This window comes from Lebetimonas sp. JS085 (assembly GCF_000523295.1).
Lineage (GTDB): Bacteria > Campylobacterota > Campylobacteria > Campylobacterales > Nautiliaceae > Lebetimonas.
In genome coordinates this window covers 47,753-62,092 of the sequence record NZ_ATHR01000002.1, presented here as the reverse complement: position 1 = coordinate 62,092, position 14,340 = coordinate 47,753, and the positions used below count along the sequence as shown (strand labels likewise).

At 31.4% G+C, this 14,340-nt stretch carries 12 protein-coding genes; 3 read left to right on the top strand and 9 right to left on the bottom strand.

From position 1 onward, the window contains the following. Window positions 1-27: 27 nt before the first annotated feature. Entirely contained in the window at window positions 28-678 is a 651-nt protein-coding gene (locus tag DZ68_RS0108965) for a response regulator transcription factor (protein WP_024791043.1), read from the bottom strand. A 17-nt stretch (window positions 679-695) separates the two neighbouring features. Then, complete coding sequence (gene alaS, locus DZ68_RS0108960) at window positions 696-3,248, bottom strand: alanine--tRNA ligase (RefSeq protein ID WP_024791042.1); 2,553 nt, start codon at window positions 3,246-3,248, stop codon at window positions 696-698. Between the two features lie 56 nt (window positions 3,249-3,304). Here alaS and DZ68_RS0108955 point away from each other — a divergent pair, with 56 nt between their 5' ends. Further along, window positions 3,305-4,381 carry a pyridoxal phosphate-dependent aminotransferase family protein gene (locus DZ68_RS0108955; protein WP_024791041.1) on the top strand — a complete coding sequence of 359 codons (1,077 nt, stop codon included), beginning with the start codon at window positions 3,305-3,307 and terminating at the stop codon, window positions 4,379-4,381. Next, window positions 4,378-6,324 (top strand): transglycosylase domain-containing protein, encoded by a 1,947-nt coding sequence (locus tag DZ68_RS0108950; RefSeq protein WP_024788260.1) that lies wholly within the window; start codon window positions 4,378-4,380, stop codon window positions 6,322-6,324. The genes DZ68_RS0108955 and DZ68_RS0108950 overlap by 4 nt, the downstream gene beginning before the upstream one ends. Here the strand turns inward: DZ68_RS0108950 and DZ68_RS0108945 are convergent. Genes DZ68_RS0108945 through DZ68_RS10550 form a run of 6 tightly spaced genes read right to left on the bottom strand, consistent with a single transcriptional unit; the run spans window position 6,321 to window position 11,675 of the window. Further along, entirely contained in the window at window positions 6,321-7,106 is a 786-nt protein-coding gene (locus DZ68_RS0108945) for a DUF4405 domain-containing protein (RefSeq protein ID WP_024791040.1), read from the bottom strand. The genes DZ68_RS0108950 and DZ68_RS0108945 overlap by 4 nt on opposite strands. Further along, complete coding sequence (locus DZ68_RS10660; protein ID WP_024788258.1) at window positions 7,103-8,014, bottom strand: DUF2202 domain-containing protein; 912 nt, start codon at window positions 8,012-8,014, stop codon at window positions 7,103-7,105. Before DZ68_RS10660 ends, DZ68_RS0108945 begins: the two co-directional genes overlap by 4 nt. Before the next feature lie 41 nt (window positions 8,015-8,055). Beyond that, window positions 8,056-9,144 carry a sensor histidine kinase KdpD gene (locus tag DZ68_RS0108935; protein ID WP_024791039.1) on the bottom strand — a complete coding sequence of 363 codons (1,089 nt, stop codon included), beginning with the start codon at window positions 9,142-9,144 and terminating at the stop codon, window positions 8,056-8,058. 22 nt (window positions 9,145-9,166) lie between these two features. Further along, a complete protein-coding gene (locus DZ68_RS0108930; RefSeq protein WP_024788256.1) occupies window positions 9,167-9,814 on the bottom strand; it encodes a response regulator transcription factor in 648 nt (215 codons plus the stop codon). Then, a complete protein-coding gene (locus DZ68_RS0108925) occupies window positions 9,811-10,659 on the bottom strand; it encodes a DMT family transporter (protein ID WP_024788255.1) in 849 nt (282 codons plus the stop codon). The genes DZ68_RS0108930 and DZ68_RS0108925 overlap by 4 nt, the downstream gene beginning before the upstream one ends. Next, window positions 10,656-11,675, bottom strand: a complete 1,020-nt coding sequence (locus tag DZ68_RS10550) for a helix-turn-helix domain-containing protein (RefSeq protein WP_024788254.1) — start codon at window positions 11,673-11,675, stop codon at window positions 10,656-10,658. Before DZ68_RS10550 ends, DZ68_RS0108925 begins: the two co-directional genes overlap by 4 nt. 96 nt (window positions 11,676-11,771) lie before the next feature. On the opposite strand from DZ68_RS10550, the gene DZ68_RS0108915 reads away from it, so the two are divergent. After that, window positions 11,772-12,923: an amino acid permease gene (locus DZ68_RS0108915; protein ID WP_024788253.1), complete on the top strand. Its 1,152-nt coding sequence runs from the start codon at window positions 11,772-11,774 to the stop codon at window positions 12,921-12,923. Here the strand turns inward: DZ68_RS0108915 and gltX are convergent. Continuing rightward, on the bottom strand, window positions 12,897-14,282 hold the full coding sequence (gene gltX, locus DZ68_RS0108910) for a glutamate--tRNA ligase (RefSeq protein WP_024788252.1): 1,386 nt from the start codon (window positions 14,280-14,282) through the stop codon (window positions 12,897-12,899). The genes DZ68_RS0108915 and gltX overlap by 27 nt on opposite strands. Window positions 14,283-14,340: the final 58 nt, after the last annotated feature.

The window sequence follows — 14,340 nt, the reverse complement described above, 5'->3', positions numbered from 1 at the left end:
ATTACTATAATTTGGTTAATTGAAAATTTATACTTTGACAAACTTATATCCTATTCCTACGACACTGACTATATTATGGTTTGAAAGTTTTGCTTTTAAAGTACTTACCAATTGCCTGAGGGGATAGGAATCTTTTTTTTCACCTTCCCAGACAAATTCAATAATTTTTTCTTTTGTAACCGTTTTATCAAGATTGTCCAAAAGAATATATAAAAGTCTTTTTTCTTTTTTTCTAAGTTCCACCGGTTTGTTGTCTATAAACAAATCCATAGTACTTTTTACAAATTTTATGTTATCAACAATTATCTCATCATTTATTTCGTTTTTATTTATTAAATTGTTTATTCTTATCAACAATTCCTTGGCGTGAAACGGTTTTTTTATATATTCACTGCATCCGTAGCTGTACGCTTTTTCTATATCTTCTATTTCGGCCGAAGCCGTAATCATTGTTACAATGGCATTTTCGTCTTTGTGTTTTATAAGTTTTAATAATTTATGCCCGTTAAGTTTCGGTAAATTAATATCCAACAAATACAAATTGTAATTTTTTTCCAGAATTTCATTAAATGCCTCTTCACCGTCACTTGCAATATTTACATTAAATCCATTTTTTTCCAATACCTTTTTTAATACATTTGCCAAAGGCAAATCATCTTCTACTATTAATATATCCATCCCCCTTTTTACTCCTTTTATAAAAATTTTTCTTTTACTTTTTCTATCATTTCATCTATTTTATCTGCATCTTTTCCTCCGCCCTGGGCAAAATCTCTCTTTCCTCCGCCTTTTCCTCCTACAATTGGGGCAAATTCTTTAATTAAATCCCCCGCTTTAATTCCATCCACACCGCTTGCGGCCACAATTGAAACTTTTCCGTTATTACTTCCTGCCAAAAATGCAACTAAATTATCTATTTTCCCTTTTAAATCAGTAGCAATTTCTCTTAAATTTGCATTATCAATTCTCTCAATTACAAAATTTATTCCGTCTTTTTCAGTTGGCTTTATCTCTTTAACAGCAGCTTTTTGAAGAATTTTAATTTCATCTTTTAATTTTTTAATCTCATCTTTTTGTTTTTCAATAAATGCTTTTATGTCTTTTGCTTTATTTTCAGCCTTAATCTCTTCCACCATGTCCCTGTAAGCTTTGGCATATTTATATGCACTTATCCCTGCAACTGCTTCAATTCTTCTGACCCCTGCACTTACGCCGCTTTCTTTTGTTATATAAAAACTTCCAATTTCAGATGTATTTTTTACATGCGTACCACCGCAAAGCTCTATCGAAAAATCCCCGAACTTAACAACCCTTACAATGTCGCCGTATTTTTCCCCAAAAAGTGCCATTGCTCCAGCTTTTTTAGCTTCATCAATCGGCATCTCGGCAACTTCCCCTTCAATTCCTCTTGCTATTACATTATTTACCATATTTTCAATTTTATCAAGTTCTTCTGCACTCAATGCTTTTGGATGGGTAAAATCAAATCTTAACCTGTTTGCTTCCACTAAACTTCCGGCCTGCGTTACATGTTCACCCAACACTTTTCTTAAAGCCGCCTGCAATAAATGCGTGGCTGAATGGTGTTTGGCAATTTCTCTTCTTGATTCATCCACAACAGCTTCAACCTCATCACCTGCTTTCAACTCGGCATCAACTACTCTTGAAAGGTTTTTTTCTTCAAATTTTTTAGTATCAATTACTTTTGCACACTCTCTCCATTCTCCGTTATCCATTTTACATTTAATTACTCCCCTGTCTCCGACCTGTCCTCCGCTTTCGGCATAAAAAGGAGTAACTTCCAGCATCACCCAGCCGTTTGCGTTAAGTTCATTTACTTCATTAAAATCTTCGTCAAAAAGGGCTTTTATTTTTGTTTTATGTTCCGTTTTTTCATAACCCACAAACTTATTTACCGGATATTTAACTAAATCTTTTAAATTAATCTTTTTATCCCCGCTTCCTTTCCAGTTTGCCCTGGCTCTTGTCTTTTGCTCCTGCATAAGTTTTTCGAATGTGTTTACATCAACTTTTTTCCCCACTTCTCTTAGCATATCCTGAGTCAAATCAAGAGGAAATCCATATGTATCATAAAGTTTAAATGCTATTTCCCCGCTGAAAACATCCCCGGCAGTTTTAGAAAGAGCCTCTTTAAACAGCTCCATTCCCTTATCAATTGTGGCAAAAAATCTCTCTTCCTCCATTTTCATAGCGTTTTTAACGGCCTCTTTTTTTTCAATTAAATAAGGATACTGATGCCCCATCTCCTGAACCAGGGTATCTACGATTTTATACATAAAAGGTTCTTTCATTCCCAGCATATATCCGTGTCTTACGCCCCTTCTTAAAATTCTTCTTAAAACATAACCCCTTCCTTCTCTGTCAAACCTGACCCCCTGGGCCAAAAGAAACGTAACGGCTCTTATATGATCGGCTATTACCCTGTGTGACGCTCCTTTTGAATCCGTAAAATATTCTTTTCCTGTAATTTCAACAACCTTGTTTATTAAAGGCTTAAAAATAGACGTTTCATAATTGCTTGTAACCCCTTCTTTTATAGCCGTAATTCTTTCAAGTCCCATTCCCGTATCAATACTCGGGCGTGGCAAAGGAGATAATTTGCCTTTTTCATCTCTGTTATACTGCATAAAAACCAGATTCCATATTTCAAGAAATCTGTCCCCTTCACCTCCTAAATAATCTTCAGGAGAATTGAATTTATCCGCCCCCTGGTCGTAATGTATTTCACTGCAAGGGCCGCAAGGACCGGTATCTCCCATCTGCCAGAAATTGTCTTTATCCCCCATTTTTACAATTCTGTTTTTTGGAACATACTTCTCCCAGATTTTGCCGGCCTCATCATCACTTTCGTGAATCGTAATCCAGAGCCTGCTTTTATCAAAGTTTAAAACATCCGTTACAAACTCCCACGCATATTCAATTGCTTTTTCTTTAAAATAATCTCCGAAACTAAAATTTCCAAGCATTTCAAAAAGTGTATGGTGGCGGTTTGTATAACCCACATTTTCCAAATCATTATGCTTTCCGCCCGCCCTCATACAAAGCTGAGAAGAGCATGCCCTAGGAGGTGTAGGGGCCGGTTTTTCACCTGTAAAAATAGGTTTAAACTGAACCATTCCTGCATTTGTAAACAGTAAACTCGGATCATCCGGCACAAGAGGTGATGAAGGGTAGACCTTATGCCCTTTTTTTTCAAAAAAATTTAAAAATTCTTTTCTTATATCCATAAATGGCCTTTTTTGATAAAATTTTAACTAAATAAAATAAAAATGAAAAGTGAAAAATGAAAAGTGAAAAGTTATATGAAAAAGAACTGAATATTTTAAAGAAAAAAAACAGACTGCGTAAAAGAAAAATATATGATGATAATATTATAGATTTGGCAAGCAACGATTATCTGGGTCTTGCTGAAAAAAAAGACATTTTAGATAAAGCATATGAAAAGGCAAAAGAATACCACTCCCATTCGGCAAAAGCGTCAATGCTTGTAAACGGATATCATCCGGCCCATAAAATACTTGAAGAGAAACTAAAAGAACTTAATAATTTTGAAGAAGCAATAATTGTAGGAAGCGGATTTTTGGCAAATATGGCTTTGTTTGAGCTTGGAAGAGGGGGGGACGTTTTTTATGTAGATGAAGAATATCATGCAAGCGGAATAGCGGGAAGCAGGTTGACAAATGCCGAAGTCAAATTTTTTAAACACAACGATTTTGAAAATTTAAAAAAAATAAGCGTAAATTATAAAAAATACAACAGGGTTTTTACAGTGGTAGAAGGGATTTATTCCATGATGGGGGACAAGGTAAAAAAAGAAATTACCGATTACGCCCAGAAAATCGGATACCTGATTATAGACGAGGCTCACAGCGTAGGAATTTGTGGAGACAATTTAATGGGGATTACCGATGAATATAAATTAAGCCCGACAAACACCATCAAAATGGGGACCCTCGGAAAAGCACTCGGAAGTTACGGGGCATATATTCTGGCAAATAAGGAAATAATAGAATTTTTACTTAATAAAGCAAGAAGCATTATTTATACAACAGCCCTGAGCCCCGTTGATTCCCTTTTGGCTTTTTATGCCATTGAAGATATTACAAATAATCTTAATTTTTATAAAGAAAAAATAAAAAAAAGACAAAAATTATTTGATTCCCAATCCTTAATAAAAATAATCCCTTCCCTTTCAAACAAAGATTTACTAAAAAAACAAAAAGAACTTTTAGAAAAAAATATTTTAATAGGGGCAATACGACCCCCTACCGTAAAAAGCCCCATTTTCAGAATAATTTTAAGATTAAATGTAAGTCTTGATATAATACATGAAACATTAAATTCTTTGGGAGAAAAATGATAAAAAAAATATTTACTTTTTTATTGATGTCTTTAACGGCGGCAGTTATTGCAGGTTTAGGGTATTTTTTATATTTATATAACGACACAAGGTTTGTTGCGGCAAAAATAATATATTACAACCCGCCTGTTTCAGCCCGGTTTTTTGACAGAAACGGAAAGTTAATAGATGTCAGGTTTTCTAAACAAAACCGTTTTTATGTAAAATACAAAGACATTCCCGGACGTGTCATAGAAACACTGGTTGCCACAGAAGACACCTCTTTTTTTGAGCATGAAGGTATAAATATAAATGCAATTTTAAGAGCCCTCATTACGGATATAAAAGCCGGCAGAAAAGTTGAAGGGGCTTCGACAATAACCCAGCAGCTTGTAAGAAACATTTATTTAAACAGAAAAAAAACATTAAAAAGAAAACTAAAAGAAATAATAATATCTTTAAAAGTCGAACATTTTTTAACCAAAGAGGAAATTCTCGAGAGATATTTAAACCAAATCTATTTTGGTAATGGATATTACGGGATTGCCACGGCGGCTTACGGATATTTTCACAAAAAATTGAAAAATTTGAGCTTAAAAGAAATTGCAATGCTAATTGCCCTTCCAAAAGGTCCGAGTCTATATGACCCCACCAGACATTATGAGCTTAATTTAAAAAGAGCCGATTCCATTATTAAAAGACTGTATCTTTTGGGATGGATTACCCCCGAAGAATATAAAAAAGCGATACTTTCACACCCGAAAGTATATAAATACATGATTGAGCCGAAAATAAAAAATTTAGTAGGCTATGCAGTGGACAGCGCAATTTACAGACTCTCTAAAAAATACAAAAATCTGCTTTCACGTGGATATGATATTTATCTGACAATAGATACCAATATACAAAAAATTGCAAATGAATCCATAAAAGAAAATTATGAAAGACTGTTAAAACTTAATCCAAAATTAAATAAAAACGAGCTTAACGGCGCAATGATAAGCTTAAACCAAAAAACAGGTGAAGTTTTGGCTCTAATCGGGGGTGTCGATTATAAAAAAAGCAAATTCAACAGAGTTATTCAGTCAAGAAGAAGCGTGGGAAGCGCAATAAAACCGTTCATTTATCAAACAGCTTTGAATATAGGCTATAATCCGGCAAGTCTTATCCCGGATATTAAAAGAACATTTAAAATCCCAAGCAATACCCCTCAAGAAGATAAATACTGGAAGCCTAAAAATTATGAAAAAAACGCTCTCGGACTTATTACATTAAGAGAAGCCCTTGTCCATTCAAGAAATCTTGCAACCATAAACCTTGTTATGTCTATGGGATTAGATAATGTTATAAAAAATCTTTATAATTTCGGATTTGACAAACTTCCCAACAATTTAAGCATTGCACTTGGAAGCGCCGGGATTCCAATGTGGAAATTTGCCCAGCTTTATACAATATTTAGCAACTACGGCACAAAAAGTTATATTCATATAGTAAAAAAAATCATTTTGCCAAAAGAAGGGCTTATTATAAAAACAGAGCCGAAATACGAATATATTGAACCTGATTATCAGGCATATTTAATGATAGATATATTAAAAGATGTAGTCAAACACGGAACAGGTAGAAAAGCCAGGGTAAAAGGCATTGAAATAGCGGGTAAAACAGGGACAACAAATAACTTTACAGACGCATGGTTTTGCGGATTTACACCAAACACTCAAACTCTCATATGGTTTGGAAACGACGATTATTCAACACTCGGAGATAAAATGCCAGGCGGCAGGGTAAGTGCCCCGGTATTCAAAGAATTTTATAAAAAACTGTTAAACCTTCATCCGGAACTGATTAGACATTTTAAAAAACCTCAAAAAGTAAAAACATTTACATTGCCAAACGGTAAAAAAGAACTCTTTACCCCTCTCTCTCCTCCTCCAAAACAAAGCTCTTACGTACCGGTTTTTTAATTATATTTAGTAATAATTTTTACTATGTCTATAGGTGTTATTTTATTATCTTCTGCAATTTCTCTTAAAGTTTGAGTCTTTTTAGCATTTATTCCCTTAGATTTTAGAGTTTTAATAGTTTCATTTACATTACAACCGTATTTTTTACAAAAATCGCTAAGAGTCATTTTTCCAATTCCGCTTCCCGGTATAAACTTTACATTTTGAAAATTGCTATTTTTTTTAGGTTTTATTATTTCATAAATTTTAACAGGGGTTAAGTTATTTTTATTGGCAATTTCTTTTAAAGTTTCGTTTACATTAAATTTAATTCCTTTTTCTTTTAATTTATCTGTCGCTTGATTTAAAGGAATATTCAATTTATCACAAAAATCTTTTAAACTCAAAAGCTCTCCGTGTGCAATTGGTATCTCACTTTTTGAAACTTCCCAAGAATTTTTAATATACTCTTCTAAATCACTTACACTCTTAAAGGGTTGGATATTCTTTATTGTCCCAATAGATACCAAAGCTATAATTAAAAGAGCAAACACTGATTCTTTTTGTAAAAAAAGATATTTTTTTAAAGCCCTCCAATTAACAACAATATGCCAAATTGCTACAATAACCATAAAAAATCCAAAAATTACATGCAAATTATCCCATCCGTCTTTATCAATACCTAAAAACTTCCAGCCTGTAAAATAAGCCACCCTTCCATGAGGCATTATGTATAATACAATTCCACTAAAAATGATAATTATCGTTGCATAAAACAAAAACAGATCAATCCATTTTCTCATTTACATCTCCTAGATTTACTTTTATACTCCAAACTTGTTGTTTTATCTTCTATTTCACAAGTTATAAAACTATACATTCCCTTATAACCTTTTACTTCTACTCTATCCCCAGGCCTTATATTGATATTTTGTAAAGTCCAAGTAGGTGCAATTGCTACTTTTAAAGTAGCATTATCAGTTTTTACATCTGCCATCCACCAATAAATACCTTTTCTAAGACCAGGTAATGTATAAACTCTCTCAACAACTCCATAAAACTCATTATTGTAGTACTTAGAACTTTTCATCATTCCCATTTCGTGTTTTGAACTTATAATTTGATTAAATTCACTCATAGAAATAAATTGTGGAGTATAATCCCCGCCATATCTTCTTAACACTCCAACAAAAGCTCTCATATGATTACGGCTTCCTTTTTCAAGATTTTGATAAACTAAGTTTATATCTTTATTATTACTTCTTTTAATTGCTTCTTCTAAATCTTTAATATCCAAATCTTCTATTGTAGCTCCTACCATTAAAGCGTCTTTTAAACTCATTGAGCCTTTCTCAACCAATTCATTATAAAGTTTTTGAAGCTTTTTACTCTCAAATACACCTACCCTGTCTCCTGTTTTTTCAACCGGGTCATTTAAACCATATTTATCTAAAAGCAATTTAATCATATGCATATGCCAATTTTCACTTTTTGAAATATTTTTAAATACCGGCAGTTTCCATTTTTTATATAAAGTCAGATAAACATCCCTTGCTAATTTTTCTTCTTCTCTCATATGAAGTAAGTCATTAATTTCAACTTTTGATAAACTCTCTTTAGGTAAACTTAATACATAATTTTCAATCGGCGTTTTTGCATAAGCACTACTTAATAAAACTCCTAAAACTAATGCGCTTAATAATTTTTTCATTTCTTTCTCCTTAATTTTTTCTAAAATTATAAAAGAGGAAGTTAAACAAAATGTAAACAGACTGCTACTTTTTTATCTATATTTCTAATTTCAAACTTTATTTTATATTCATCTGCTATTTTTTTAACAATATAAAGTCCAAGCCCAAAACCGCCCTCACTACTATTTTCTCTTACAAATTTTTTTGTAATGTTTTCAATATTTTTAATTTCACCAATATTTTTTGTACAAAATTTTCCTTTTTTAAGTTTAATCTCAATAGTTGAATTATTAGGAGCATATTTAATTGCATTTGAAAGTAAATTATCAATAATTCTAATTAAATCTTCTTCATCAAAAATTACTTCAAAACTTTCACAATCTTTTATAACTTTTAAGTTTTTATTTTCAATTTGAGTTTCAAAAACTAAAATCCTCCTAGAAACAAGCTCTTTTAAATCAATCTTTTTTAACTCTTTTTTCTTTTTATGATACAACCTTATATATTTTAAGTCTTCAAAAATTTTACTAAGTCTCATACTAGCATTTTCTATTCTTTTTATAGCTTTTTTATTTGGTTTTTCTTTAATCATCTCAATATTTGTAAGAATTATGCTAATAGGAGTATTCATTTCATGAGTTGAATCTCGTATAAAGTCTTCTAAACTATTTATAACCTCTTTCATAGGAGCTAAAAATACTCTTCCTAACCAAAAAGAAACAAAAGTTAAAAAAAATAAAAAGAAAATATTAAATATCAACAAATTTTTATATAAAATATTAAATTTTGTTTTATTAAGTGGTTTTTCAGCGATAACATCTATTATTCCCCATCTTTTAATCATTTCAAACCTGTAATAAATATATTTTCTTTTAATCCAAAACGTTTTATCAAAATATACTTTTTCAGGATTAAAATTCGAATATATTAATTTTTTATCTTTATATATTACAATTTTTAAATTTGTTGGAGAAGTAAATTTATAATTGATTATTTTTATAAACATTCCTCTGTTTTGTTCTAAAAAAACCTTTATTTCTGTTTCAATTGACTTAATTTCACTTTCAATAATATTTTTATAAGCTAATTTATAATAAAAAAACTCTCCTATACCTATCAAAAAAATTGTAGATACTAGATAAATTAGCAAAAACCTCCTTAAAGCCTTCTTTTCAGCCAACAAATTTATATCCCCTGCCACTTATTGTCTCAATACTATCTTTTCCTAAAACAAACCTTAAATTATTGATAAAAGTCCTTAATGATTTTTCATTTGGTTCATCTAATCCATACAGATATTCAAAAATTTCCTCCTTACTTACAACCCTGTTTCTGTTTTGTATAAAAAATTTTAAAAGCTCTGCAACTTTCGGTTTTAAATGAATAGTTTTATTATCTTTTTTCAATTCTAAATTATTCAAATCAAATTCAAATCCGTTTTTTAATCTTACTATATTTGAATCTCCATATACCCTTTTGATAATTGCATCAATTCTGTATTTGAGTTCTTTTAAGGAAAAAGGTTTTTTTATATAATCATCCCCGCCGCTTAAAAAACCTTCTTCAACATCTTTTTCACTATCAAGTGAAGTTAAAAAAATAACAGGTGTGTTTTTAAATTTCCTGATCTCTTTTACTGCACTAAATCCGTCCATTTTTGGAAGTTTTACATCAAAAATCATTAAATCATAATTATTTTCGTAAGCTTTTTTTAGAGCTTCTTCCCCGTCAAACACACTATCTATTTCATAAAAATTTTGCAGATATTCTTTTATAGTCTCATTTAAATCTATATCATCTTCCACTAACAATATTTTCATTTTCTCTTCCTTATTTCCCCCATACTCATAAACACACCTGCCAAAAACACTAAAAATCCACCTGTTATCTGATAAATATTAGGCACTTGGCCTAAAATAAGCCACGCAAGAATCATTGCAAAAAAAAGATCCGTAAATGCAATAATAGAAGCGGCCGAAAGTTTTATATAATTTAGGGAATCATACCAGAGAAAAAGTGCCAGTGCGGTATGGACAACTCCGGTAACGGCTGAAACGACAATTCCCTGAATTGTAATATGATAATTATTTATAAACAAAAACGGGAATGTTAAAAAAATGGAAATAAAAACCTGCCAGGCAGTAACATCCAAAGCTTTATGATATTTTGTGGCTATTTTGGAAAAAAAACCCAAAAATCCGTAAAAAACTCCTGAAAGCAAGGCAATAAAAACAAATTTATTTACTTCAATTTCGCCTTTTACACTGAAAATCACACCTAAAAGGGCAAAAAACATGGCAATTATCAAATTAATTGTTAGTTTTTCTTTTAAAAAAATTACAGATAAAATAATGGTAAATATAGGACCCGTATAATACATTACTATAACAGTTGAAACACTTATAAAATTTACCGCCCAGAATAGAAAAATCCAGTTAAAACTTAGCATAATTCCCGATAAAAAAATTGGCCAAAAAGGTCTTAATTTAAAAAATTCTTTAATTCCTGTTTTTTTAATAGCAAAATAGAGCAAAAAAGGAAAAGCAAAAACGACCCTAAAAAATACAAAAACCCCGCTTGGAAGATGTGAGAGAATAGACATTATCGGAGTGCTGCCCCATAAAAAGGCGGCACTAAACATTTCAATTATACCTCTTTTTTTCATTTTTTCAACTTTATTCCATATATCCCCCCATCGGTATAAGTTGAAAACAGTTTTGTAATTTCAACTTCAATATTTTTTTTTCTTACTTTATCCAAAAAATTATTAAGGTGTGTCAAATATATTTTCCTATCAATACACTCAACAAGTTCTTTAAAAGAACTTTTTAATGCAAGGCTTTTAGCCAGGTTAATTTCCCCAATGAGTGCAAGATATCTTTCAAAAATCAGTTCTTCCCTAAACGCTGTAAAATGCAAAATAATACTTCTATCCATCTCTTTTTGTGTATAAAAACTTGGTAAAAAATGATAAATCCCCTCAATTTTTTCAAAATTTATATTTTTTACTTCAAAAAAATTTAAATTTCTTTTTTTATATATAAAAATGCCGTTTTCATTTTTAATTACATTTTCCCCATCATATTTGTCATGTTTGGCAATAACTCTTATAACCTCAACTCCTGAATTAACTAAATTATTCAGTTCTTCATAAACATCCCTGTCAAATACATCAACAAAAACATCTTCACTAAAATACCTGCTTTTAGAATAATAAATAGTAATTATAAGCGTTGAAGCGCTTTTAGCACTGTATAAATGGGTACAATCGGCATCAAATTCAACAACATCTCCCTGGTTAATTTCTTTTGGATCATCCACTTTCCCTACTGTGATACTTCCGTTTAAAACAAAAATTTTTTCTTTTGTACCTGCAAAATGAGGTTTCGCAATGTAAGTTGCATTTTCTTTTAAATTCATTTTATAACTTTCAAATGAATCGTTTTTTTCAATTAGTGTAACGCTCACACCCTCTTCTTTTATTTCACCCTCGCCTACAAGCTCTCCAAAAGGAACACCTAAAATTTCGGCAATGGCCCAGATTGTTTTGATAGTCGGATTTGTTTTATTCTCTTCTATTTTAAAAAGTGTGGATTTTGCAATCCCGGCTCTTTTTGCAAGTTCGCTTAAATTTAATCCTTTGTTTTCTCTTAGAAACTTTATTTTCTCTCCAAGTGTCATATTAAGCCTTTTGTTTCTTTTAAGAATTATAACAAAATATTTGTTTCTTATTGACTAATACAAATAAAACAAATATAATTTTAAAAAAGATATTTAATGAATTTAATTCAAGGAATCGCCACCATTGTAATTACACTTCTTGGAAGCGGAGTGTTTATAGTCCCCGCAATAAGCGCAACTTACAGCGGATGGACAGCGTTAATTGCATGGTTTTTAACAGCGGTTATGATTTTACCTGTGGCGTTTGTATTCGGAAAATTTGGCAAAATGTATCCCAGTGCAGGAGGAAGCGCTACATTTGTTGGTACGGCTTTTGGTAAAAAATTTGAAAAGGCGACATCATTTTTATATCTTTCAATAATCCCTATAGGCCCACCTGTTGTAATAATTACCGCTGCATCATATCTTGCCGGTGCTTTTGGAAAAGAATATCTTGTTGATTTTATTATTCTGGCGGCAGTAATAATTTTGATATTAAACCTATTATCTCTTAATATATCATCAAATATAAATATTTTTATAACAATTACAATCACAAGTATTATTATCTGTTTTTTCATATATGCACTTTTTCAAAACTTCCACATCACAAATCACAAATTACATATTATTAAAACTCTCGGAATTGTGTTTTGGTGTTTTGTGGGTATAGAGGCACTGAGCCATATATCACATGAATTTAAAAATGAAAACGACTTTTTTAAAGCGGTTGTTACAGGAATAATAACCGTTGCTTTTTTGTATATGGCCGTAACTTTTTCGGTTTTGGTATTCAATGCATATGGAAACGAATCAAAAAATCTCCACTCACTTGTAATAATTGCATCAAAAGTAATGCCTTATACCGACAAATTAATGGCAATTATCGCTTTTAGCATATGCATAATGGCTCTTAATTTATATGTTGCGGCTCTTACACGCTTAGCAACCACCCTGAATATAGAATTTAAAAAAGCACTTTTTATTATTATGGGAATAATTTTAGTTGTAAGCATTTTAAAATTTAAAATCAATTTTAAAGTGGATTTGCTTATTACATATGCAAACGGGGTTTTTGTATTAATCTATTTTTTGGTATCACTTTCGGCTTTGAAAATTTTAAAAAACAAAATCTCTTTTTTTGCAGTTGTTTCAATGAGCTTAATTATCTTTGTAATAGGATTTGATATGTTTTATGCGACAGCTGTATTTTTAATATTTATAATTTTACAAAAAAGAGGTTTAAAAAACCTCGAAATTTGCGAGTAATTTATCTATTCTTTTTATCACTTTTTCTTTTCCAAGGACGCTTAACATTGCCGCAAGGTCAATTCCTTTGGTATCCCCCACCATTGCGATTCTAAGAGGCGGCATTAAAAATTTGGGTTTAATCTGTTTTAATTCCAAAAATTCATGCATGATATCATGCCATTCATTTGGCAGTTTTGGATTTTTATCTTCTAAAAAGACTACAAATCCATTTAAATTGGCCAAAACATCATCTTTTATAAATTTTTTAACCGCTTTTTCATTATATTCACCCGGAGCGTTTAGTATTTTTTCAATTTCTGTGGCCATTTCTTTTAGGGTTTTTACCCTCTCTTTCAATTCATCTATTAAAATCTCTTTTCTGTCATGATTTACAATGTCAACACCAAAATCGTCTCTTAATATAATTTCCAATCTTTCATTCGGCGAATTTTTAATATAATGGGAGTTTAACCACTCAAGCTTTTCTTTATTGAATCTGCTTGGGGCTTTATTAATGTCTTTCGGGTCAAACAGGTTTATCATTTCTTCCATGCTGAAAATTTCCTGATCCCCGTGAGACCATCCGAGGCGCACTAAAAAGTTAAGCAAAGCTTCCGGAAGAAAGCCTTCTTTCTTATATTCCATCACATCCACAGCACCGTCACGCTTACTCATTTTGCCGCCTTTTTCATTATGAATCATAGGCACATGGTAAAATTTCGGCATTTTCCATCCGAAAGCTTCATAAAGCAGCATCTGTTTGAATGTATTTCTTAAATGGTCATCCCCCCTTATAATATCCGTCAAACTCATTTCATGGTCGTCAATTACAACCACAAAATTATATGTAGGAGTTCCGTCACCCCTGGCAATTACAAAATCTTCAATTTCTTTTGCATCCACACACTGCATTCCCTTTACACCATCTTCAAAACAAATTTTTCCCTCAAGAGGCGTTTTAAATCTTATTACATAAGGCTTATCAAGTTCACCCTTAAAATCTCTGTATTTTCTTATGTCAATAGGGGGTTCCCCGCCTTTCATTTTGGCGTTTCTTATTATTTCAAGCTCTTCTTTTGTGAGGTAACATTTATATGCAAGACCTTTTTGCAGCAGTTCGTTTACAAATTCTTTATAAATATCAAACCTCTCACTTTGAAAAACCACTTCCCCGTCATAATTAAGCCCAGTCCACTCAAACGCTTTTATTATGGCTTCAACTGCTTCTTGTTTATTTCTTTTCCGGTCCGTATCTTCTATTCTTAGTCTGAATTTTCCGTTGTTTTTTCTGGCCCAAAGCCAGTTAAAAAGAGCAGTTCTAAGCCCGCCGATATGCAGATATCCTGTAGGGGAGGGAGCAAATCTTGTAATTACCATTATTTTCCTTTTTTTGTGAAATTATACCAACAATTAATAATGAAAAATTAAAAGTGAA